Origin of the sequence: Vibrio sp. VGrn 2, from assembly GCF_009361695.1 — a bacterium.
Taxonomy (GTDB): Bacteria; Pseudomonadota; Gammaproteobacteria; order Enterobacterales; family Vibrionaceae; genus Vibrio; species Vibrio diabolicus.
The window spans coordinates 113,301-135,946 of record NZ_RBWD01000012.1 but is presented as its reverse complement, the minus strand read 5'-3'; the positions used below and the strand labels follow the sequence as shown (position 1 = coordinate 135,946).

The window sequence follows — 22,646 nt, the reverse complement described above, 5'->3', positions numbered from 1 at the left end:
CACGTAAAGGATGACCTATATGGGGAGATTGCAAACATTAGATTATGAAATCCCTGAGTCTATGCAAAAAAGCTGGCAGGAAATCGTCAACTTACTGGCTCAAATAACGCACGTACCCACCACATTAATCATGCGTATCCATCCAGATCGTATTGAAGTCAACACATCCAGTGAAACTCAAGGTAACCCCTATCGTACTGGCGATGCTGAACTGCTCGGGAACGGTTTGTATTGTGAGCATGTCATTGAGCATAAGAGCGAACTCATGGTTCCTAGTGCGCTCGAGGATGAAGAATGGTGCAATAACCCTGACATCAAACTAGGCATGATATCTTATTGTGGTTTACCGTTATTCTGGCCAAACGGAGAGACGTTTGGAACCATCTGCATGCTTGATTCCAAGAAGAATGAATACAGCGACACTTACCGCCAATTGCTCGGAACTTTCAAAGACTCAATCGAAGCGCAGCTCTCCGTCGTGTATCAGCAACACAAGCTCCAGCGTCTTAATAATGAACTCAAAAATCGAGTTGAGAACCGTACTACGGACTTAGCGCAGTTGAGTTACTCCCTAACAAAAGAGATTGATCGTCGTAAGGCCGCAGAAAAACAAGTGAGCTACCAAAAAACACACGATCAGGGAACCGGATTCTTAAACCGCGCAGCACTGGAAAGTGTTGTCGGAGAAACGCTCGGAACGTTGGATCATAGCCAGCAATCACTGCTCGTGATAAACATTGGCTTTAGTAATGCTCGCAGTATCCAAACCCGGTATGGCTTTGAGGCCTTTGACGAGATATTAAAGGAATTTCGGTATCGCCTTGGTAAACGAGAATCGAGTTATTTTGTTACCGGGAGGCCGAGCTCGAATGACCTTGTATTACTCATTTGGGGCAACGATATTGATATGAAATTGCGTAAGCTACTGGATGATATCACCAATATTGGCTTGGGAAGCTTTTATATAAAAGACACAGAGGTTCACCTCAACTCTTATATTGGTGTTGTACAAGCCCACCAAACCAGCAATGCCAAACAACTTCTTCAAAATGCATGCTATGCCATGCTGCTGTGTAAAGAGTCTGGCGAAGCGTATAGTTATTTTTGTGAAAGTCATTCGAATGAGCTAAACAACCACAATCAATTGGAAAGCTACTTATTGCAAGCGGTAAGAAATGACGACCTGATGCTGTACTTTCAGCCCAAAGTTCATCCCCATACTCACAAATGGATTGGAGCAGAAGCATTGCTGCGCTGGAGACACCCAATACTGGGCGACGTCTCTAACGAAGCATTAATACATATGGCCGAACAAAACGGGCTTATTTTTGAAGTTGGCTCTTTTGTTCTTCGTACCGCGATAGACAAAGCTAAACAGTGGTCGGAGTTAATTGATAATTTCAAAATTGCCGTTAACGTATCTCCAATTCAATTACAAAACGTGAACTTTGCGGAGCAAGTGCAACACCTACTCGAATCCTTTCACTTACCAGCACATTTTCTCGAACTCGAGGTGACCGAGAGCGCTTTAATTGCCGATGAAATCGTAGCACGCACAACTCTAAACAAATTGCACGAACTAGGTGTGACGTTGTCACTAGATGACTTCGGTACAGGGTACGCCTCTTTCAGCTATTTGAAGAAATACCCATTTGATGCCATCAAGATTGATAAGAGCTTTGTCCAGCAAATGGAAAAGTCGGACGATGATCGTGCGATCATTTGCTCTATCATACACATAGCTAAAAAACTGGACCTCCAAGTGGTTATTGAGGGCATTGAATCCCCCCAACAAGAGCAGTTTCTTATTGGTGAGGGTTGTGATATTGGGCAAGGCTTTCTCTATGGTAAACCGATGCCTTGTAATGAATTTGAGCAAAGTTTGTTTAATCAGCGTCTTTCAGGCGGACAATACGCCTACTCTTCCTAAGCATTCTCTTTACTAAGGTGGCGGTGGTTTCTATAATCGCCGCCCGCTTCTATTAAAAGGCCAATATCTTCATGGATCAGTTGACTGCCACGCTTAAGAAAATTGAAAAGCAGAACTACCGCGCTTATCAGCAAATCAAAGGTCAATACGACTTCACTGATTTCACTTTGTTCGTCGATCACGTACAAGGAGATCCGTATGCTTCCGCGTCACGTTTTCGTGCAACTCGCGCCTGGTCCTTGACTGGTCTGGAATGGTTAAAAGACGAGTCCCCTGCTTTTCAACGAGCAGCACGTGATTTTATTGCGCGCAGTTTTGAGCTGTTTGCTAAACAAGAAAACTCCGTATCCATTTCATTGAATGGCCAAACTGTGTTGGATAGCACCGCAGTATTGTTTACCGAGGAAGGTATTGAACTGCGTTTTCGAGTTAACTTGCCTGCTGAAGGTCGTTCAGTGTTGGGGAAAAAAGCCAACAACATACTGACTTTCCATTTGCCTAAGTTTATCCGTCGAGCGACCTTAGAACGTGAACTCGACAAAGCAGCATTGATTGAGCATTGCCAAGTTGTTGAAGACCAAGATGCCCTGCGTGCACAGTTGGAAGCCAATAACCTAGTTGCGTTTGTCGCAAATGGCAGCATTCTTCCTCGAATTGCTGGCAACTGTGATCTCCCAATGAAAGAGGCGGTTGAGTTCAAAGCACCTGAATCGCTGCAAGTGACTTTACATGCGCCAAACAAAGGCCATGTCACGGGATTAGGGATTCCAAAGGGCATTACGCTAATCGTTGGTGGCGGTTTCCACGGTAAATCTACCTTACTGAATGCGATTGAGCGTTCGATTTACGACCATATACCAGGAGATGGTCGTGAATACATCGTAGCTGATGACAAAGCAATGAAGATCCGCGCCGAAGATGGTCGATGCGTGCATCATTTGAACCTGTCGAATTACATCAACCATTTGCCAATGGGTAAAGATACTGCGGATTTTTCGACTCAAGATGCATCAGGCTCAACATCACAAGCCGCTTGGCTTCAAGAGTCTATTGAAGCGGGTGCGAGCACGTTATTGATTGATGAAGACACCTCTGCGACGAACTTCATGATTCGAGATGAACGTATGCAGGCATTGGTGGCAAAAGGTGATGAACCAATTACCCCTCTTGTCGATCGCATTGGTCAATTGCGAGATGATCTCGATATCTCTACCATTATCGTTATGGGGGGTTCAGGCGACTACTTAGACGTTGCCGATACAGTCATTCAGATGCACGACTACCAAGCGGTTGATGTGACAGAAAAAGCGAAAGAAGTGATCGCTCAACACCCTACTCAACGTCATAACGAATCGGAAGAACGTTTACAAACCTTCCCGCCTCGCGCCCTGAATCGCGTTGCTTTGATGAATATTCTCACTGACGGTAAATTCCGTGTGAATGCGAAAGGCAAAGAGTCACTTCGATTTGGCAAAGAGTTTACTGACCTTAGCGCTTTGGAACAGATTGAGTCCGCTGATGAAGTCAACACGATTGGCTGGTTATGGTTCCAAATCGCTCAGCTTCCAGGCTGGTGTCATCACCCAGCGAAGGAAATTGAAGAAATGCTGTCTGGTGAGTGGCATGCATCGCTCCCTAAGCAAGGGGACTTAGCCAAACCACGCACACTAGACGTAATGGCTGCGCTTAACCGCATGAGAAAATCTCAGTTTAAGCCATCATGCTAGTTTTGATACGCTGATTGAGACAATCCAATGAAAAAAGGCAGCTAATAGTTAGCTGCCTTCCTTTATCTTTATTCATACCGAATCATTCGTTTCTCAGTACATTCCACGCTTCACAAAGAATTCTAAACCTTTCTGCATCACCATTCTCTCTATCTGGGTGCCAACGAAGCGCGAGTTTTCGCCACTGCTTTCTAATTTCTGCGGGTGTTGCATCAGGGTTAAGCTCAAACAGTGACAGTGCCTTTGTCTTATCTACACTTGCAACAGACGAACCACCAATGAATTTTTGATAAGTGGTCCAAAACTCATTCAACAATCGACGCACTTCATCTTCGTCCGCTTCGTAGTTGCGCCAATCCAGATAATAATCACGCAAAGGGTCGTTAATATCAACGATATGCCTCGAAGCTTCTAACGAAGACATCAGCTGGATATTCATCGCTTCAACTTGCAGCCAGGCATCTGGGTAAAGCGTTTCTTGCAGTTGGTATAGCGCGTTCATGATTAAGAAATTTCGTTTGAATAAATCCTTATCAGGAGAATCATCCAATTTCGAAATGTAGCCCTGTTCACTCAACTTGCTTGCTAAGGTGTGAACTTTCCAATCGGAAGGCTGCTTTCTAAGAATTTCTAGCATTGGCCAAAGCAACGGGTTTTCTATTGCGTGAGTCTCAATACTACTGACCGTGCGTTGTCCTTCCATTCATCCTCTCTGTTTAATATTGAAGCATCACACTAATCTCAGAGAAAGCTGCTCATCTGTACTGGTAAAAATGCTTGCTGACGCGTGTTTCAGGCCTAATTTCTGTGGCACCGAATGAAGCGTGGGTATCATTTTGTACCATAAACAACAAAAGGCCGATAGTCATCAACCATCGGCCTTTGTAAGGAGATCACGTAAAGGTTAAATAACCCCTAGTTCACGTAAACGTTCCATAAGGTAGCTATGTGCGGTGTAGCGCTCTGACAAAACCACTTCTGGCTTTGGATGCAAGAACAACGGCAATGAAATACGCGACTTTTCTTGACGGCCACCCGTTGGGTTGATTACACGGTGAGTCGTTGAAGGAAAGTAACCGCCCGACGCTTCTTGAAGCATATCACCAATGTTGATAATTAAGTTACCAAAGTCACAGGGTACATCAATCCAATCACCTTCTTTGCTCTTTACTTGCAGTCCAGGCTCATTAGCGGCTGGCAGAACCGTTAGCAGGTTAATGTCTTCATGCGCGGCAGCACGTATAGCGCCTGGCTCCTCTTCCCCTGTCATTGGCGGGTAGTGAAGAACGCGTAGTAATGTTTTGTCGCTGTTATTGATCATTTCTGACAACGCGATAGAAAACTTCTCTTGAACGTCTTTAGGTGCGTACGCTTCAACCCAGCCTAATAGCTCCTGAGCAAATGCATTCGCCCGCTCATAGTACTCTAAGATTTCAGCTTTAAGTTGCTCTGGGATCTGACCCCAAGGGTAAACATGAAAGTACTCTTTGATGTCTTTCACTTTGTGCCCTTTCGCTACTTCAGACACAGAAGGTGGAAAGTAGCCATCTTGGGTGTCTACGTTAAAGTGAAAATCATTCTTTTGATCTGAACAGAAAAACTCATGCCAGTTTTTGTAAATTGACTCTACAAGCTCTTGTGGAATCGGGTGGTTTTTCAACACACCGAACCCTGTTTCGCGCAGAGAGGTAACGAACTGTTGAGCAGCATCGTCAGCAAGATAATCGACAGTTTCCAGTTTCATGGCTTTACTTCTTTTTTATTAGACTGAATCACGGATTCTATGGATGGCCATGTTGTAAATCAAACTTTAATGAAAGGTGCACGCGCAAACGTTTTAATGTTGAGCAGTTTGGCAATAAATCAACATTTTCAGTGATCAAAAACACCATCAAAATAACAATTGCACACCGTTCAATTAAGTGTAATCATTACCCAAGTCTATGGAGTCCCACTGTAAGATAAATTGAAGGATCAAGTAACTCTATGAAAAGTACCTCGACACTCTTAGGATTGACGATTTTTTATGCCATCGTGTTTTTATTTTCTGCGTTAGAACCTAACTCACGTGCCGTTTGGTTTGCGGAGATTATCCCAGCAATTGGTATTCTTGTTGCTATTTGGGCAATCTCGATTCGCTATCAATTCAGTAATACGGCTTACTTTTTAATGTTCATCTGGCTCTGTTTGCACACTATCGGAGCGAAATATACGTTTTCCGAAGTACCATTTGACTGGTTTAACGACATGATTGGTTCAGATAGAAACAACTTTGATCGCGTTGCGCACTTTTCGATTGGCCTTTATGCGTATCCGATAGCTGAATACTTGATACACAAGAATAAGTTCAACAAAACGTTCTCTTGCTGGTTTGCTTTGTTTGCGATCATGTCGCTTGCAGCAGGCTATGAGATTATCGAATGGTGGTATGCAGAATTGGCTGGCGGCGATGAAGGAATCGCCTTTCTGGGCTCGCAAGGTGACATATGGGACGCCCAGAAAGATATGTTGTGCGACACCGTTGGTGCAGCGTTGTCGCTGTTTTTAATGTCGGCTCAGCGTCGATTCTCTCAGCCACTCTAAATAAGGGTTAAACCCATCAACAATTGGGACCTGTACGATCTGTGCTACTTCATATTCGTGCAGGTTTTCTATTTTCTCTTCCACCAATTCATAGAGCTCTCGACGAGTTTTGATCACCAGCAACCATTCGTTGTCAGTACAAATCTCCCCTTTCCACACATAGTGACTTTCAATAGGCATCGTTTGAATACACGCGGCTAATTGGGCATCTAGCAAACCTTTAATGATCTGATCTCGATTTTTTTCGTTGCTGGTTGTGCTTAACACCATGCAGTAGTCATGTTTTATACTCATTTTCTAGCCCTTCATTATTTCATTGTCACTTTGCCGCCAATCATTTTGTAAGCGGGCGTTCCTCTCACTAGGGTATCTCTTGCAAACTCTTGCCCGCAACTGGGACAGATGCATGGGGTTTGTGTGAAATCGTCAACAATGCGCTCTTTGAAGCATTTGACCAGTGCGCCTTTTCCGCCTTTACGGTACTTGAATAGTTGAGTTTTACACTTTGAGCAATAGATATCGACAGTTTTCGTCGGCTGTTTCTTATTCGGTTTCGCCATGATTATTTTCTATATCAGGTTTTACCCATACGTTATTAAAGTCAAACCAACCTAAGGCATTACACTTTGCATTTTGTAAGGCACCGCTGTGGTCTTTATTGACACCCAACCAGCAGTGAAACATCGGAATCACCTGACAACTTTTTACCAACTGACGTCCTAGCTCACGTGCAGGGAAGTCTGGATAAACACCAGCACGCCACTGATCAACGAGCTTCGCCCATTCGCTAAAATCGTAACCAGAACTGAATTTCTCAATATCACTGTAATCCAGAAGCCAGCCAGCCAACGCGTCATTTCGATTCGTTGCAATGCCCATGGCTTTCACCCAAATATCCACTTCCTCCGGTGCGGGCGGTTGAGAATCATAACGAATAAACTCGACCTCTATACCGTGCGGTTTTAAGAGTGTCTTGATGGCCTTAGCAACTACTGGAAACATCGGATGCTTTTTCTGATACGCTACAGAAATCACCTTATCAGCCTGCGGCACACTGCCCGCCTCTGCTGGCCTAAGGTCAATCCAACCGGGCTTAAGGCCAAAAGCTTGCAACACTCCCAGTTCCATCACTTTATCTTGAGGAACATGCGCGTAAATCTGGTGACTGTTGAGAGTTTGTGATAGAAATTCTGCCCAGCGTGGGTCTTTTGCAATCCCGGTGTTTTTGTTTAGTAATAGAAATGTACAGCCAGGGTCCAGCTCGACTTCATCGGATGAACCTTGTTTATCCATCTTCGGTTTTGACAGGCTTGGATAAACCATTGAAGAATAGGCTTCATCGATTACCCAAACCTCCACTTGGTCAAGTAAAGGGCGAAAACCAAAGTAGCCATCAAAAGCAGTCAAAATAAGACGCTTATCATCATTCATTTTAACTTGGAACGGCCCAGTCCCTATTGGTTGTCTATCGAAGTTTTCTGAACGCAAAGCGCTTGGTAGCAAAATTTTTGCTTGCGACTCACTCAGCGCCAAAGGCAGGTAGCGATCAGGACGGACGAGTTCAATATCGACGGTCCATTCCTGTGGTGAAGATACCTTTTTTATATGAGAAAACAGGTTCAGGCTACTTAGTGCAAGCACACTTTCAAGTACACAACTGGTTGATAACGGTTCACCATTATGAAAACGCACCCCACGACGAAGATAAAAACGCCAGTGTGTATCAGAAATGGCTTCCCATGTGTGGGCTAAATCTGGCTGAAGTTGTTCATTTTCATCAAGGCGAGTGAGCCCGCTAAAAATTTGTCGGGCGATGTGCTGTTCAGAACGCCGCATCGGTTTCTGTGGGTTTAACATCGCCAATGGTCGATAATATGGCAAACGTACCACCTGTTCGCCCTGCCGATGCTGAAGCCCTAAATAACCCTGAATAACCTGCGTTAATCGAGCCGCGTCGTTATCAAGCGCATCTAGAGCCTGGCCAATTTTCCCTTCGTCAAGATAACGTCTGGCGAGGTTTTCACTGACATCGCTACGGTTACGTTTGAAAACGAGTTTTGAGAGTTTTCCTCGACCCGCCGCTGGATGCCATTCAATCCAGCCCTCCTCTTCTAATTTATTGAGAACAATACGGGCATTGCGACGTGTACAAAACAGCGCTTCGGTAATGTCTTCTAGCTGAACGTCCGTATCGTGACCGGCGAATTTTTCAAACAGTGTTTCGAACTGAACACGTAAACGAGGGCTACTCATAAAGAGGAAATTCTTATCTTATTGTTGATAAGCTAAGTTTCCTCATTTTTATCAAAAAGTGCAAACGTCACGCAGTAAATTATTGAATATCGATGCCAATTTCTCGTGCAAGACCGACAAGTTGTTCCTCATTATCCAGCTTGATAGACCATTTACACTCTGCACCATGAGATAAAACAACGTTCGCTCCTCTACCCAGTAACTGGATAGAATCGGTTTGCGCTTGTAAGGTCACCATTGCACTGCCGGAGAGCTTAATCACGATTTCACGCTGGGTAGCAATGATTTTTCCTAATGAAAACTCAATCACCATCTTGCTTTATACCGACTTCGTTTTATGTTGCTTCACTGCGATAGTTAAGCGACTGGTACACACTAATCGGCCTCGTTCATCAGTTATGTCGATTTGCCACACTTGTGTTGAAACGCCAAGGTGTACAGGTTTTGCCGTACCAATCACATGACCACTTCGCATTGCACGTACATGGTTCGCGTTGATATCCAAACCGACACAGTAACTCCCCTCATCGACAGAGAAATTCGCAGCTAAAGAGCCTAATGTTTCTGCGAGTACAACAGAAGCGCCACCATGAAGCATTCCTAAAGGTTGATGAGTAAAACTACATACAGGCATGGTTGCTGTAAGGGAGTCATCCGTGAAATCTGTGTATTCAATTTGTAGGTGCTCGATCAGGGTATTTTTTGATGTAGCATTCAGAATCTCTATGCTAACGGGCTTTTTCCATATACTCATTGTTTTACTCTTAGTTTCACAAACTGGTTTGTTAGGTTGTAACGATGTGCTAGGAAGCTAGCATAGACTTTACTTAGGTCTAACTTCAAGGTGTAACATCTTGGCCTCTTTGCCAGTTGATGAATAATTTGATCCATGCATCGTGTTACTATTTGGGTATATACTATTGCTTCAAAACAAAAATAATTTAGATGGAGCCTATTATGAAGGTATGGATGAAAGCCTCTGCTCTTTTAACTATCGCGGGCTTAACGGCATGTAGCGCATCACCGACCGGCCGTAATCAGATCCTGATGTTTTCAGATCAAGAAATGTCATCGCTTGGCGCCAAATCTTTCGAACAAATGAAGAAAGATATCCCAATCAGCAAAGATCGCAAAACGAATGCCTACGTACAATGCGTTGCCAAACACATCACTGACACCATCCCTGCGCAAGCTGGATTTAAAGATTGGGAGGTGGTTGTTTTTGATAGTGAACAAGTCAATGCGTTTGCTCTACCTGGTGGGAAGATCGGCGTTTACACCGGGCTTTTAGGTGTCGCGAAAAACCAAGATCAGTTGGCAACAGTCATTGGTCACGAAGTGGCTCACGTCCTTGCTGACCACAGTAATGAACGCCTTTCACAAAGCCAGTTAGCAAATGCGGGATTGTCTCTGGCAAACGTTGCTATAGGAGCTTCCGAGTACAAACAGTATCAGCAAATGACGATGGCGGCACTTGGTGTCGGTGTCCAATACGGTGTTATTTTACCATACGGTCGTACACAGGAATCCGAGGCTGATATTGTCGGGCTTGAGTTTATGGCAAAAGCAGGCTTCGACCCACGTCAAAGTGTCGATTTATGGAAAAATATGAGTGCTGCATCCGGTGGTTCTCAACCGCCTGAATTCTTCTCAACTCACCCATCGCACAGTACGCGTATTAAAGATTTACAAGCAACCATAAATAAGTTGCCTGCGTATAAGGCGAAAGCGCCAAAATGTGGCTAAACTTCTGCTAAAAGTGGCTATTATTCGCAAAAAAGCTCCCTTGGGAGCTTTTTTTAATGGGTATAAGGAATAGTTTAAGTACCCAGTATCTGTAGTGGCAAGCTCAACAGGCTATCTCCAAGGGTAGCAAAATACCAAATGATAGCGACAAAACCACCGACAGAAACCAAGTACCAAGCAAGTGAGAAGAGTTGTCCGTAACGGGTTAACGGCAATAAATGACTATGATGTCGACCTCTCCATTCCATGACCACTTCTAGCATCCCCATTAACAATAAAAACCCTAGCAACGTCAGCCCGAAAGAATAGCTGATAAAAATACCCAACAAGGCAGCAGCTATACTGCCGACTAATCCAACCCAAGTGTTCATCGAGAAGGTAATGCTTTTGAGTACATGACCACCATCTAGTGGCAGAATAGGCAACAGATTAAACAGGTTTAGTAACGCGTTAAACACTGCTAGGCCAGCGAAGAGCATCTCTCCAGTCATCCAATAAAGCAAAGTAAACGCGATGCTAAGAACTAAACCAAAAAATGGTCCCATAATCGAGATAACCACATCTTGCCAGCGTGTGTTGATCTTTTCATCACTCAGCGCTAAACCGCCAAGAAATGGAATCAAATAGATGCCCTTGGTCTTCATTCCAAAGTACTTCATCGCTCTAATATGGCCATACTCATGGAAAACTAAACAGGCGATCAAAGCTAACGCGAACTCGATAGAAAATAGCCAAGAATATGCAGCAAGACTTGCAGATGCTAGCGCCACTTTGATTACTTTCGCACTCTTGAGTGCTTTCATTCCAAGTGATACTAGCCCTATCACACTTAAACGCTTTTCCGTTGGCGGCTCAACTTCTGGTACTTGGCGTTCGATGTCTTTTTCATTTCGGCAACCTTCGCTAATAAGCTCATCGTTAATTGTGACCTTGTAACTCAATTCAAACGGTTGCCATGTTAATGAACACTCCAAATGGCATACCAGGACTTCCTCCCCTGCAGAGAGTCTAAACTGGTGAAGGCAAGTGTCTGCAACATTATCACTGGCATCTATTTGGGACACCAAGGTGTTATCCCAATATAACTGCTGCCAACCAGCCATCGATCCTTCGAGCCTTAACGAACGACCTAAAAATTCAACATTCAGTAATTCCAACACGATTCCTATTGCGTCTATTGAATAACTACATAGCGAGCGCGAATTATGCCTGTGAAGTGAAGAAACAGCAAAGCGAGCTATCTCTTGATTTGATCGTTATTTAACTATAAAGCTCGCAAAACAATTCTGGTCGTACCATTCTCTTAAAAAATATAACGATAATACATGCCCTTACGAATCACCGTTTGACCTATGCATCATATTTAAAACGCAAAATACGCTCAAACTTTGACAAGTTATTAAACATACAATTAACATTACATTTACATCACAGTTGTATTTCACGTATTAACAACTGGTGTAAGTATCACACAACAATTACAAGGACTTCGGTCCAACACTATGACACCCTAGGAGGGTCAAGGATGAACAAGAAGCACTGCTCTCTGCTTACAATTTCGATATTGTTTGCGTGTAATGCCCATTCAGCGGGCTTCCAGGTAGCTGAGCATTCAGCATCTGGTCTTGGTCGAGCATTTTCAGGTGAAGGAGCGGTCGCAGACAATGCCAGCGTTCTTGCACGAAACCCAGCAGCGATGACGCTTTTCAAAGAAGCTCAATTCTCGGGCGCGTTATCTATCATCGATCCTGAAGTCGATGTGTATGACACGGTTAACAAAGAACATGCGAAAGATGTTGCCCCTTTACAAGTCGTGCCAGCGGGTTATTACATCAGCCCTATCAACGATAACTGGGCTTGGGGTATCGGTATGTTCACAACATACGGTGTTGCTACTGATTATCCAGATGATATTTCTGCGGGTGACATGGCGGGTGACACTTCCCTACTTTCAGTAAACATTAATCCTAATGTCGCTTACCGTATTAACGAGTCTTTCAGTGTCGGTGGCGGTATCAACCTAGTGTACGCGGAAGCGGAGCTGACTCGTCACAAAGGCGCACTCGCCCGTATTTTAGGTGGTAATAAGTCCGATAACCTTGTCGGCATGGAAGGCGAAACTTTTGCTTGGGGTTGGAATATTGGCGCTTTGTACGAGCTAAATGAAAACAACCGTTTTGGCTTTGGTTACCGTTCTAAAGTTGATCTAGATTTTGACGACGGTGAGTTTAGTAGTTACGACTCAGGCCGAGCTCCATCACCAAAAGTGGATGGCCGTTTAAAAATCTCTCTCCCTTCAATTATCGAATTATCGGCTTTCCATCAACTGAATGAACAATGGGCAGTACATTACGGCTGGCAACAGACCGATTGGAGCACATTTAAAGAACTGAAAGCGACGAGTCCTCAATGTAATGATGGAACTGCTGGTCAATGTTTCTACAAACCAGAGAAATACGAAGACAACAATCGTTATTCTATTGGTGCCACTTACACCCTCAATGCGGATTGGACATTCCGTGCGGGCTTTGCATACGACGAACAAGCAGGTGAAGCCACATTGAGCATCCCTGACAGTGACCGTTTTTGGTACAGCGCGGGCCTAACTTACGCAATGAATGAGAATTTAACTTTCGATGCAGGCTTTGCACTTGTTAAGAGTAAATCAGGCTCTTTCACCGAGACAAATGCTCAGGATGAAGAGATCAAGTTCGACTCTGAAGGTACTGCTTACATCAGCGCGGTACAGATGAACTACACCTTCAAATAATGGGATTACGGAGTAAACCAATGAAACACACGTTTAAATTATCAATGCTTTGTTCTGCAATCCTTCTTGCTGGTTGTGGTGATAATACATCAAGCTCTGGTACTTCCGACAAAGTTCAATTTGAAGATGAAGTCCAAGCACTGCTCGACCGTGGAACATCTATCAGCTTTACGCTTCAAGGGGCGAATGCGGATGTACCTGCGCCCTCTTACTTATTAATGGACACAACAGATGGCACGCTTGGTCTGCCAACTGACGGTGATGATGCCTTAACCAACCCTAGAGCCTCGATGAATACGATGGATGGATGGTCAACGTCTATGCCAATCGTTCTGAACTTTAAAGGCGATGGTTTTGCAACGGGTATGCTGCCGTCTGGTATTAAAGTCATCAAGATTAATCAACGTTTGACCGAGTGGGATGGTAAGTCTAACCCAATCGAAGAAGTTCTCGTTCAGAACCAAGACTACGTTGTTCAAGCAAAAGGCAACTCTCTATATATCCAGTTCATGGATGCGCTTGATGAGTCAAGCGAGTACATTTTTGCAGTAACACAAGATGTTACTGACGTGAATGGTGAGCCAATCGGTACATCAGCCAGTTACGCGACAGGTAAATCGAAAGAAATCGTTTATGAAACTGGTGCTCTTGCTTCTATTCAAGCGGTGACACAAGCGGTGGAAGGCATTTTTGGTCTAGCTCAAGTTAACCCTGACGACATCGTTTACTCCTCATGGTTCAGCACTCAGTCTGTAGGTGATACTTTGGCGGCGGTTAAAGGTGTAACCGCAACCGGTTTCTCAACGGGTGCAAATACACTAAACGCCGTTTACAAAAACGATGCGAACGAAGGTTCAGTAGATTTATCAACAGCCTACACAATGACACTTGGTGCAACCCAAGACTTTAGCACTGCGCTAGACTCTGACGATGACTTTAGTAAGTACGTTAGTGACCTAGACGCGGCAAAAACGGCAATTAAAGGCCTTTATGCGAAGTCAGGTGCCGATGTAAATGTGACTCAAGGTGTGGTAAGACTGCCTCATTATCTAGAAAAAGGGGCAAACTGGAACATGCAGCCAATGGTATCTGCGATGCCAAGCCTAGCGAAGCTAAGTGCAGCACTGGCGGATCCGAACGAGCAAGCGAACATGGTTCAGCAGCTATCAACTGGCGTTTTCGCAAATAACCCTGTTGACGTGACAAAGCTCGCAACCGATCCTACAGAGCAGCTAAAACTGGTGGGTGCTAAACTCACATTAAGCGATGGTACCCAACTCGACAATGAACGTATTGTGACTCGCTACTCCCCAGTTCCAGTCGTTAAATCGGTAGAAGATGTCGAAGTACTGGTCTTCACACCTAAATCTGGCGTCGCGACAGACGTTGTGATTTATCAACACGGCATCACTTCAGCGAAAGAGAATGCGTACGCGTTCGCGTTCAATATGGTAAAAGCAGGTGTGGCTGTTATTGCTATTGACTTACCTATTCACGGTACGCGCAGCTTAGATGAACAACGTTCCGCAAATGCGAATGTACTGGCTTATCTAAATCTTTCCAACTTAGCCGTTGCGCGTGACAATCTACGTCAAAGTGTTCTGGATGTGTTAGGTTTGCGCGCTAGCTTGGTAGTATCGGCGCAAGGCGGTCTTTTAGCTGGAGGTCCTCTGCAAGGCTTCAACCCAATGACGGGTTCAAAAGTCAAAATGCTAGGTCATTCACTTGGCGGTATTGTAGCTACATCTGCCGTCGCAGCAGCAAACAATACATTGGGCAGCCCTACTGCGGATGCGCTGTACACCTTTAGCTCTGCATCAGTACAGAACTCTGGTGGACAAATTGGTAATTTGTTACTGGGTTCAGACAATTACGGTCCTCAGATCAAACATAACCTCGCTTATGCAGCATCAAAAGACTATGCGAATTACGCTGATGCATCATGTGCGGATCTAGAAGATAAAACATGTTACGAAGCATTTGAGGCTGCGGCAACGGAAGCTCAAGTCGCAGCTTTAGAAGCTGGTTTCTCACAATTTATCTATGCAGCACAAACAACGCTAGATACAGTCGACCCGTTCACAAACGCCTCAGATTTGGTCGCTTCTGGTTCACTAACTACACCATTCTTGATGACCGAGGTTGAGGGTGATAGCACAGTGCCAAACAGCGTTCCAAATGCACCGTTTGCCGGGACTGAGCCTCTAGCAGCTAAGCTAGGTCTAACGACCGTAAACAGTGCTAGTACAGCCGTGTCTCCAATGGCAAGCTTTGTTCAGTTTAATGCAACTGCATCACACAGTACCTTTGCTTCACCAAATGGCACACTTTCTGATATTGACCATCACTTTGAGATGCAAATGGAAAACACAGACTTCTTAATGGATGACACTTTAACGGGTGTGACTAATACTTCCGTTCTGAAGTAATCGTATCACCTCTCTTACCAAAGCCCAGTTTCGACTGGGCTTTTTCGTTCTCTATCATAAAAAACCGTCCCGTATATCCTTTGCTATAGTTAAATCGGTGTCGTACCTAACTTACTTGTTTGAAAGGAAAACTCTATGCGCATATTCACTATAATGGTCACTGCTTTACTTCTTGCTGCATGCGGAAGTAGCCAATATCTTATGTCGACAAATGAAGGGAAAATTATTACTTCTTACGGAAAACCAGACCTTAACGAAGAAACGGGTATGTACGAGTATGAAGACATGGATGGGAAAGAAATGAGCATTTCAAAAGATCAAATTGTGCAGATTATAGAACGCTAGCAATATGCCCTCTATATTTTTAGAGGGCCCTACCCACACTTCTGAGCGCAGTTAATACTCACAACGAACTTCTAACTTCCTCAATAAATGAAGCAACCAATTCATCACCCAAAGCAATCAATGCATTTTCTTATATACAGGTATTATTTGTTTAGCGAATATTTTACATCTTCACCCTAATCAGGTTGGAATATTGTAAAATCTCGGCTTTAATTCGCTAACACCCTTTTATTTCTCAGGATAAAGTGGATAATACCGCCACAAAATAACATTACTAAGGTGAGTCCTTATGTCTATTGAAGCTACTCTGCTTGCGCGCTGCGAGTCAAAATGTGAACTGTGTTCTTCTGAATCTCAACTAACAGCATACGCTGTCCCACCTCACGGTAACGTGACCGTTGATACTGCTATCATGGTTTGTGATAAGTGTCTGGGTGAGATCGATGAGCCAAAAGACATTAACCACTGGCGTTGTCTAAACGAAAGCATGTGGAGCCAGGTTCCTGCAGTACAAGTGACAGCATGGCGCCAACTCACTCGCCTAAACTCTGAAAGCTGGGCTCAAGATGCTCTTGACATGATGTACATGGAAGAAGAGCAAATGAACTGGGCGATGAAGGGTATGTCTGATGATGACAAAACGTTAGATTGCAACGGCACTGAACTTAAGAAAGGTGACGATGTAACGGTAATCAAAGACCTACCAGTTAAAGGCACTAACCAAGTAATCAAACAAGGCACAGTGATCCGTGGTATAAGCCTTGGTGATGATCCGAAACTAGTTTCGGGCAAGGCAAATGGCGGTCAGTCAATGTACGTGATCGCAGAATACTGCCGTAAGAAGTAATATCGTATTACTCTACAAGTCAAAACGGGGCACTATTAGTGCCCCGTTTTCATTTCTAATGAACACCAATTTGGAATAAGCTCCTCTACTCCGGTATTGACTCTGTATAGAGTTCTAGCTCCGTTATTCGCGTTTGAGCAGCTAAAAAAATACCGGCTTATAAGCCGGTATTTTCATTCATTATTTCAAGATTAACGGTACATACCGATATCTTTTTGAATGTGAGCTGACAAATCTTCCGCATAGTAACTGCGTGGTGCAGTATTATCTACGAATAGAATGTCTAGTAAGTGAGCAATCAGTCCTTTGAAGTTAACCGCGTAGGTTTTCTTATCCATAGAGGTTGGTAAAGCTACATTTGTCATTTGCATTGCTTGTGCCATGATTGCCTCTCTTTAAAGCAGTAGTCTGTTTTGTTGGTTGTATATTAGTCAGTTTCTTATTGTTTAAGAAATGACAAATTTTACCTATTCGAATTAGATTATCTAATAAAACAAGCCCATTACAAATATCAAAAATACAAATGAATAATAACAGCATAAATAGTCATAAACTGTCTAATTATGTTGAATAACTTAACGTTACCTGCATAAAGCCATCTCGACTAACAACATGTTTTTAACATTAAGTTTCGTTATTTATTTTATTTTTAGCGCTTTACTTATATTTTTTGATTAGTAATTTTAACGCTAGAGCGACTGTTCGACTTATTTTTGAGGAGCGATGCCACAACCGCTGATGTCATCACAACGATTAAGAATGTGAGTGACCACGTTGTCGGAATCTCATACTCTGTTCCCACCAATAACATCTTTACACCGATAAACATCATGATCACCGATAATGCTGGTTTTAAGTACACAAACTTGTCTAACATCGCTTGCAGAACAAAGTACAAAGATCGCAACCCCAACAGTGCAAACACGTTCGCGGCTAAGACTAAAAATGGCTCTCGTGTTACCGCAAATATGGCTGGTATAGAATCCAGTGCAAACATTACGTCCATCACTGCAATTACACCGACTACGATCAGCATTGGTGTTGCCACCCACTTACCAGCTTGCTTTAAGATTAAGTGATTTCCTTGGTAATCATTCGTAACTGGCAATATTTTGCGAATAAACTGCTCAGGATATGGGTTAACCTCTTCTGCTTCACCTTTGTCGCGAGCAAGCTTAATACCGGTCCAAACAAGGAATGCGGCAAAGAGGTACAACACCCAGTGATACTGCGCAAGTAACTGAGCACCAACCGCAATCATGATAGCACGTAGAACTAACGCACCAATCACGCCCCAAAGCAGCGCTCGCGGACGCAAATGCTCCGGCACACTGTATTGTGCAAAGATGATGGCAAACACAAACAAGTTATCCACGCTTAGCGACTTCTCTAGTAAGTAGCCTGTTAAGAATGAAACCGTTGCTTTATCGTTCGTATAAGTGCTGTGCGGTGCGTAAAAGTCCCAGAATAAATAGATAGAACCTGCAAAAACAAAGGCAAGTAAGAACCAAAAAACACTCCAGAGGATGGCTTTTTTCATCGTTATAACGCCACCACGCGTTTGATAGATATCAAGCGCAACAAGAACAAGCGTAAAAAGACCAAAAGCGCCATACATCGCTAATGACTCTTGAAGTGGTGCCAATTGGCTCAATTGGGTGGTACTTTCGATAAGAGACATGCTTCCTCCCATGGCGGAAGGACATGAGTTTGGTGACCTTCCGCAGACAATAACAACAAGCAGTCACATAATAATCATGTGCTGCCAGTCAATGAATGCGTTGGTCTCGTTGAAGTGTCGGCGTGGATGAATCACGCAACACCTTTACTTACCGGATAAGCTGATGCTTAACGAGATGACGATAAGTAAACTTGCGCTAACTACTCCCCAAACGCCGCAATGATAACGCCGAATGTCACGCTTTCCAACAAAAAAACTTTGTCCAATCGAAATAAAATTCTTATTAAAAATCAGAAAGAAATATAAAAAGAAAGGAATTGATTCAACCACGTGAACTTTTGTTATTAGGTGTAAAGAGCAGCAAGTGACTCAAGATGATACATTTAGGAGTCAGAGCGTTGTCTTTGAGAACATAGACACAAAAAAGGAGCATAACTGCTCCTTTTCTAACTTCCGTGTTATTAGCAATTCAAAAGCCGCTCAAAGGGACAAAGTAAACTAACGTTGACCAAATTGCGACCCAAGCAACCACCACTGCCGTATCTGTCCAATCTTTATTCCACATACTGCCACCCTCATCATCGCATGTAGCAATTGAAGGGCAGCAAAATCGATACCAATATCTACTACCTGTGTTGCTGTGTATAAAGTTTGTGACTTTGATTCAAGCAGTTTGGCTCATCGGTCAGAAGTTCAATAAAACAGTCTGCCATGGATAAGTTGGTTACACGCCCCTCGTCTTTCATCTCCAGTAGCGCATCGTAACCTTCTTTCCCTTTCATGGTATAAGCGGAGGAAGTGCCTCGATACCAGGTGTCGTCTTGAACGTCGACCCATTGTTGACCATCAAAAATTGCTAATGACTGAATTCTTTCACCTTTAGGGGCATCAGCTCGGTACTCAAAGTTTAAATTGTAAGTGTATGGATAACTGCCAGAGCCAGTACCTTCCACATCATTGTTGAGTGCATTGTTTATGGCGCCTTCAAGTGCTCGGCGAATAGCACTGCCTTTTACGTCGTAAAAGCCGATCGGAACGGCAAAAGGCAACAATCGTCCGGCAATATCTGCCACTGTGATGTTGCCAGGATTCAATGATGTTCGCACGCCACCCGCATTATGAATCGCAAATTGAACCTCATGCCCGCGTTTATTTAGGCTGTACAAAAATGAACGCGCAACAGAAGAAGCCAGCTCGCTCTCACCAAACTCATCTGGGATTCGCACATGACGCTTTTTGGTGTCAATACTAGCAATGACTTGTGACTGTAACTGTCTTACCCGAGGGATGTATTTATCACTTAGGATCGCTTGAGTCTCTGGGTGTTTCTTACAGACCACCACATTAGGTTGACCATGGATAAAGTCACATGCGGTTTCGAATACGCCTTGGTCAAGCTGTTGGTTTAGTGTCGAGTCCCAAAAAATACGTCGGCCAAGTAAAAGTTCATTTTGACCACTCAGCATGGTTGCTTTGCCGTTTTCATCAAATTCAATGACGCAGTGCCCCATGGTCAAAGCATGAAAGCCCGCTTGCACAACGTAGGTATCTTTTACTTTGACACCATAAGGGTCATCTTGCCCTAAACCTATTGATGAGAAATCGCCTTGCAGTCGGTGGCTATGTCCACCAACAATAATACCAATCCCCTCAACTTGTTCAGCCAACTCTAAATCACCTTCATAACCTAAGTGGCTAAGAAGAATGATATTTTTAATACCAGAGGAGTGAATTTGTTTTACGGTCGCCTTAGCGGTTTCAATTGCAGACTTAAATGGCGTATCTGCATCTGGGTTCGCGATATCGCTCATTTTATCAATGGATAATCCGAAAATCGCAACCTGCTCACCATGAAACTCTTTGACGATGTATTGTGCGCTTTGTGTCTCCGTTTGATAACTATACACATTGTTGCTATCGCTGACTCGGTGAGGCTTTTGAAGCGATTCATTTGATAGATCCCAGTTACCAGCAAGCAATGGAAACTGAGTGCGTTGACAGAATAAGGCAACAGGTTCATTACCCATATCCAGTTCATGGTTGCCTAACGCCATCGCATCAATCTTTAACGCATTCAACAAATCGGCGTTGGCTTTACCTTTAAATAATGAGAAATAAAGTGTGCCTTGGAAACAGTCTCCAGCATGGAGAAATAACATCCCATGCCCTTGACGTTGCGCGTCGTCTCGTAGCTGCTCTACTCGGGTTGCGATGCGAGAAAACCCGCCAGCACTCACGTATGGCTCTAGCGTGAGTTCATTGTTGATCTTAAGCTTTAACTGTAATGACGTTGGCTCAAAGTAGGAATGTGTGTCATTGATGTGTGCCAGTTTGATTCTCACTGGCTTATGATTGTTATTCATCTTCATCTTCTCTCTTTTCATTCCTTATAATAATAAGAAGTGAATCATGACAGAATCATGAATTTTATGAAACTGTGATTTTTTGATTTCATGTTTAAGTGATCACGATGCTATCTACACTACTTTTGAAAGCAAGCGTCGCTTGTTGCGGTCTCTATTCAGTAAGGGGCTCTCGTAATTTTGTGAACTGAGCTTAACTCCAATATTTCGAATTAATATATGCTTAGGAGTAGCAAAATAACTCTCTATAATTCAAATAATTGCAAGGAGGATTGAGATGAGACTAGAACGCATCGAAATCTCCGGGTTTAGAGGCATCAAACGCCTTTCACTCTCTTTTGACGAACTCACTACGCTCATCGGTGAGAACACGTGGGGTAAATCATCATTGCTCGATGCCCTTTCTATCGCGCTACCTGCTAATGGCTCATTGTATCAATTCGAATTAAAAGATTTTCACGTTGATTATTCAATTTCTCATCCACAAACCCAACACTTGCAGATCATTGTTTGCTTTAAAGCACAAGACAAGAACGAAGTAAAAGCTGGGCGTTATCGACGGATAAAACCTGCATGGTGCACAAACGAGGATGGTGAGCAGGTCATTTACTATCGAATTAGTGCGTCTCGCGACGAGTATGATATTAAAACTGAATACGCATTTTTGGATCATAACGGTAAGCCGAAGAAACTGCACCACTCTGAGAAACTCGCCGTAGAGTTGATGACTCTTCACCCTGTTATCCGCCTACGAGACTCTCGACGCTTCCCAGATCTAAACCACGTCAACGGCGACAGCAAAAATGCTCGGATTGAAAAACGAATCAATAACACCTGTCGACGGCTATTGGCGATGCCTGGGCACGTAAACAAGGGTGAGATTCGCAGTAGTCTCGATTCAATGCAAACACTTGTCGAACACTATTTTGCGTTCCGCAGCGTCAGCAAAGGTAACCCACGAAAACCTCGTGATGGTCTTTTTTATACGAGCCCTTCCTCTGATAAAGGATTAAGTCAATTCCTTAAGGAAACAAATGATAAACAAAGCCGCTTGCTTTTAATGGGGCTTCTCAATGCTTACCTTCAAGCAAAAGGCCCTACCGATTTAAGACGCTGCGCAAGACCGATACTGATCATCGAAGACCCGGAAGGCCGACTACATCCGACTCATCTCGCTAGAGCGTGGTCATTATTGCAGTTGTTGCCAATGCAAAAGATTTTAACTACCAACAGCGGTACGTTACTTGGCTCGGTTCCACTTTATTCAATCCGGCGTTTGATTCGCTTGTCAGACCGAACCATTGCCAAGAGCTTAAACTCTGCCAAGTTTGGTAGAGATGAGTTACGCCGAATTGGTTTCCACATTCGTTTTCATCGCTCAGGGGCGTTGTTTGCACGGTGTTGGTTACTCGTAGAGGGCGAAACTGAAGTTTGGTTATTTCATGAACTGGCTCGTCAATGCGGATATGACTTAGCTGCGGAAGGAGTTCAAATCGTTGAATTTGCACAGTCAGGACTGAAGTCACTGATCAAAGTAGCAAAAGAGTTCGGTATCGACTGGCATGTTGTTACCGATGGTGACCCGGCAGGTAAAAAGTACGCGCATGCCGTGAGAGCGCAACTCGATCATGATCAGGAAAGGCATAGACTTACAGAGTTACCTGATCGAGATATCGAACATTTTCTATATAATCATGGGTTTGAACTTTTCTTTAAGGACATCATCAAAGTTCCTCATGATCACCCTATCCCAGCTAAAAAAGTCGTCAACCGTGTTTTGAAAAAGCATGCAAAACCGGACTTAGCTTTGGCCATTGTATCTCACTGTGAAGAGAGAGGTATGGAATGCATTCCTGTACTTCTGCGTTGGACACTTAAGCGCGTTGTCACCATGGCAAACGGCAATACATGAGTTAGAGTATTTCACACTCACACCTTGCCTTGTAATACAAAAAAAGCACACCAAATTGGT

General features: G+C 43.8%; 20 protein-coding genes. 9 read left to right on the top strand and 11 right to left on the bottom strand.

Annotated elements, in window-relative coordinates:
* The first annotated feature begins 19 nt into the window (after positions 1-19).
* Positions 20-1,930: an EAL domain-containing protein gene (locus D8S93_RS18570; protein ID WP_152814681.1), complete on the top strand. Its 1,911-nt coding sequence runs from the start codon at positions 20-22 to the stop codon at positions 1,928-1,930.
* 71 nt (positions 1,931-2,001) lie between these two features.
* Positions 2,002-3,657 carry an ABC-ATPase domain-containing protein gene (locus D8S93_RS18565; protein ID WP_152814679.1) on the top strand — a complete coding sequence of 552 codons (1,656 nt, stop codon included), beginning with the start codon at positions 2,002-2,004 and terminating at the stop codon, positions 3,655-3,657.
* 82 nt (positions 3,658-3,739) lie between these two features.
* On the opposite strand, the gene D8S93_RS18560 is transcribed toward D8S93_RS18565, so the two are convergent.
* Both D8S93_RS18560 and D8S93_RS18555 read right to left on the bottom strand, forming a co-directional pair.
* A complete protein-coding gene (locus D8S93_RS18560; protein ID WP_152814677.1) occupies positions 3,740-4,360 on the bottom strand; it encodes a DNA-J related domain-containing protein in 621 nt (206 codons plus the stop codon).
* Between the two features lie 201 nt (positions 4,361-4,561).
* The gene (locus D8S93_RS18555) at positions 4,562-5,401 is read right to left on the bottom strand and encodes an isopenicillin N synthase family dioxygenase (protein ID WP_005376329.1); all 840 of its coding nucleotides are present in this window, start codon (positions 5,399-5,401) and stop codon (positions 4,562-4,564) included.
* Positions 5,402-5,643: 242 nt separating this feature from the next.
* Here D8S93_RS18555 and D8S93_RS18550 point away from each other — a divergent pair, with 242 nt between their 5' ends.
* Complete coding sequence (locus tag D8S93_RS18550) at positions 5,644-6,240, top strand: DUF2238 domain-containing protein (RefSeq protein ID WP_005395495.1); 597 nt, start codon at positions 5,644-5,646, stop codon at positions 6,238-6,240.
* Here D8S93_RS18550 and cutA read toward each other — a convergent pair.
* The 5 genes from cutA to D8S93_RS18525 all read right to left on the bottom strand — a co-directional run bounded on the left by cutA (position 6,202) and on the right by D8S93_RS18525 (position 9,247).
* Complete coding sequence (gene cutA, locus D8S93_RS18545) at positions 6,202-6,534, bottom strand: divalent-cation tolerance protein CutA (protein WP_031780471.1); 333 nt, start codon at positions 6,532-6,534, stop codon at positions 6,202-6,204. The genes D8S93_RS18550 and cutA overlap by 39 nt on opposite strands.
* A gap of 14 nt (positions 6,535-6,548) precedes the next feature.
* On the bottom strand, positions 6,549-6,800 hold the full coding sequence (locus D8S93_RS18540; protein WP_053349877.1) for a hypothetical protein: 252 nt from the start codon (positions 6,798-6,800) through the stop codon (positions 6,549-6,551).
* Complete coding sequence (locus tag D8S93_RS18535) at positions 6,784-8,493, bottom strand: SgrR family transcriptional regulator (protein ID WP_005395502.1); 1,710 nt, start codon at positions 8,491-8,493, stop codon at positions 6,784-6,786. The genes D8S93_RS18540 and D8S93_RS18535 overlap by 17 nt, the downstream gene beginning before the upstream one ends.
* 79 nt (positions 8,494-8,572) lie before the next feature.
* Positions 8,573-8,806, bottom strand: coding sequence for a DUF3389 domain-containing protein (locus D8S93_RS18530; protein WP_054867596.1), 234 nt, complete (start codon positions 8,804-8,806; stop codon positions 8,573-8,575).
* A 6-nt stretch (positions 8,807-8,812) separates the two neighbouring features.
* Positions 8,813-9,247: a hotdog fold thioesterase gene (locus tag D8S93_RS18525; protein WP_012842307.1), complete on the bottom strand. Its 435-nt coding sequence runs from the start codon at positions 9,245-9,247 to the stop codon at positions 8,813-8,815.
* A gap of 203 nt (positions 9,248-9,450) precedes the next feature.
* On the opposite strand from D8S93_RS18525, the gene D8S93_RS18520 reads away from it, so the two are divergent.
* Positions 9,451-10,239: a M48 family metallopeptidase gene (locus D8S93_RS18520; RefSeq protein WP_152814675.1), complete on the top strand. Its 789-nt coding sequence runs from the start codon at positions 9,451-9,453 to the stop codon at positions 10,237-10,239.
* A 74-nt stretch (positions 10,240-10,313) separates the two neighbouring features.
* On the opposite strand, the gene D8S93_RS18515 is transcribed toward D8S93_RS18520, so the two are convergent.
* Complete coding sequence (locus D8S93_RS18515) at positions 10,314-11,342, bottom strand: site-2 protease family protein (protein WP_227484009.1); 1,029 nt, start codon at positions 11,340-11,342, stop codon at positions 10,314-10,316.
* A gap of 422 nt (positions 11,343-11,764) precedes the next feature.
* Here D8S93_RS18515 and D8S93_RS18510 point away from each other — a divergent pair, with 422 nt between their 5' ends.
* The 4 genes from D8S93_RS18510 (at position 11,765) to D8S93_RS18495 (ending at position 16,630) form a co-directional block, all read left to right on the top strand.
* Positions 11,765-13,009: an outer membrane protein transport protein gene (locus D8S93_RS18510; RefSeq protein ID WP_012842310.1), complete on the top strand. Its 1,245-nt coding sequence runs from the start codon at positions 11,765-11,767 to the stop codon at positions 13,007-13,009.
* 20 nt (positions 13,010-13,029) lie between these two features.
* A complete protein-coding gene (locus tag D8S93_RS18505) occupies positions 13,030-15,438 on the top strand; it encodes a VolA/Pla-1 family phospholipase (RefSeq protein WP_152814671.1) in 2,409 nt (802 codons plus the stop codon).
* Between the two features lie 135 nt (positions 15,439-15,573).
* Positions 15,574-15,783: a YgdI/YgdR family lipoprotein gene (locus tag D8S93_RS18500; protein ID WP_109169951.1), complete on the top strand. Its 210-nt coding sequence runs from the start codon at positions 15,574-15,576 to the stop codon at positions 15,781-15,783.
* Positions 15,784-16,072: 289 nt separating this feature from the next.
* Complete coding sequence (locus tag D8S93_RS18495; RefSeq protein WP_005395511.1) at positions 16,073-16,630, top strand: PhnA domain-containing protein; 558 nt, start codon at positions 16,073-16,075, stop codon at positions 16,628-16,630.
* A gap of 191 nt (positions 16,631-16,821) precedes the next feature.
* Here D8S93_RS18495 and D8S93_RS18490 read toward each other — a convergent pair whose 3' ends face one another.
* From D8S93_RS18490 to D8S93_RS18480, 3 genes are all read right to left on the bottom strand, one after another.
* Positions 16,822-17,013 carry a hypothetical protein gene (locus D8S93_RS18490; RefSeq protein WP_005376351.1) on the bottom strand — a complete coding sequence of 64 codons (192 nt, stop codon included), beginning with the start codon at positions 17,011-17,013 and terminating at the stop codon, positions 16,822-16,824.
* 278 nt (positions 17,014-17,291) lie between these two features.
* Positions 17,292-18,311, bottom strand: a complete 1,020-nt coding sequence (locus tag D8S93_RS18485; protein ID WP_152814669.1) for a TerC/Alx family metal homeostasis membrane protein — start codon at positions 18,309-18,311, stop codon at positions 17,292-17,294.
* A gap of 626 nt (positions 18,312-18,937) precedes the next feature.
* On the bottom strand, positions 18,938-20,680 hold the full coding sequence (locus D8S93_RS18480) for a bifunctional metallophosphatase/5'-nucleotidase (protein WP_152814662.1): 1,743 nt from the start codon (positions 20,678-20,680) through the stop codon (positions 18,938-18,940).
* 271 nt (positions 20,681-20,951) lie between these two features.
* On the opposite strand from D8S93_RS18480, the gene D8S93_RS18475 reads away from it, so the two are divergent.
* Positions 20,952-22,586 carry an ATP-dependent endonuclease gene (locus D8S93_RS18475; protein WP_012842315.1) on the top strand — a complete coding sequence of 545 codons (1,635 nt, stop codon included), beginning with the start codon at positions 20,952-20,954 and terminating at the stop codon, positions 22,584-22,586.
* Positions 22,587-22,646: the final 60 nt, after the last annotated feature.

Bases quoted from the DNA above. Each gene is read 5' to 3' on its own strand.
- D8S93_RS18570 (WP_152814681.1), top strand. From the start codon at position 20: ATGGGGAGATTGCAAACATTAGATTATGAAATCCCTGAGTCTATGCAA.
- D8S93_RS18565 (WP_152814679.1), top strand. From the start codon at position 2,002: ATGGATCAGTTGACTGCCACGCTTAAGAAAATTGAAAAGCAGAACTAC.
- D8S93_RS18560 (WP_152814677.1), bottom strand. From the start codon at position 4,360: ATGGAAGGACAACGCACGGTCAGTAGTATTGAGACTCACGCAATAGAA.
- D8S93_RS18555 (WP_005376329.1), bottom strand. From the start codon at position 5,401: ATGAAACTGGAAACTGTCGATTATCTTGCTGACGATGCTGCTCAACAG.
- D8S93_RS18550 (WP_005395495.1), top strand. From the start codon at position 5,644: ATGAAAAGTACCTCGACACTCTTAGGATTGACGATTTTTTATGCCATC.
- cutA (WP_031780471.1), bottom strand. From the start codon at position 6,534: ATGAGTATAAAACATGACTACTGCATGGTGTTAAGCACAACCAGCAAC.
- D8S93_RS18540 (WP_053349877.1), bottom strand. From the start codon at position 6,800: ATGGCGAAACCGAATAAGAAACAGCCGACGAAAACTGTCGATATCTAT.
- D8S93_RS18535 (WP_005395502.1), bottom strand. From the start codon at position 8,493: ATGAGTAGCCCTCGTTTACGTGTTCAGTTCGAAACACTGTTTGAAAAA.
- D8S93_RS18530 (WP_054867596.1), bottom strand. From the start codon at position 8,806: ATGGTGATTGAGTTTTCATTAGGAAAAATCATTGCTACCCAGCGTGAA.
- D8S93_RS18525 (WP_012842307.1), bottom strand. From the start codon at position 9,247: ATGAGTATATGGAAAAAGCCCGTTAGCATAGAGATTCTGAATGCTACA.
- D8S93_RS18520 (WP_152814675.1), top strand. From the start codon at position 9,451: ATGAAGGTATGGATGAAAGCCTCTGCTCTTTTAACTATCGCGGGCTTA.
- D8S93_RS18515 (WP_227484009.1), bottom strand. From the start codon at position 11,342: ATGGCTGGTTGGCAGCAGTTATATTGGGATAACACCTTGGTGTCCCAA.
- D8S93_RS18510 (WP_012842310.1), top strand. From the start codon at position 11,765: ATGAACAAGAAGCACTGCTCTCTGCTTACAATTTCGATATTGTTTGCG.
- D8S93_RS18505 (WP_152814671.1), top strand. From the start codon at position 13,030: ATGAAACACACGTTTAAATTATCAATGCTTTGTTCTGCAATCCTTCTT.
- D8S93_RS18500 (WP_109169951.1), top strand. From the start codon at position 15,574: ATGCGCATATTCACTATAATGGTCACTGCTTTACTTCTTGCTGCATGC.
- D8S93_RS18495 (WP_005395511.1), top strand. From the start codon at position 16,073: ATGTCTATTGAAGCTACTCTGCTTGCGCGCTGCGAGTCAAAATGTGAA.
- D8S93_RS18490 (WP_005376351.1), bottom strand. From the start codon at position 17,013: ATGGCACAAGCAATGCAAATGACAAATGTAGCTTTACCAACCTCTATG.
- D8S93_RS18485 (WP_152814669.1), bottom strand. From the start codon at position 18,311: ATGTCTCTTATCGAAAGTACCACCCAATTGAGCCAATTGGCACCACTT.
- D8S93_RS18480 (WP_152814662.1), bottom strand. From the start codon at position 20,680: ATGAAGATGAATAACAATCATAAGCCAGTGAGAATCAAACTGGCACAC.
- D8S93_RS18475 (WP_012842315.1), top strand. From the start codon at position 20,952: ATGAGACTAGAACGCATCGAAATCTCCGGGTTTAGAGGCATCAAACGC.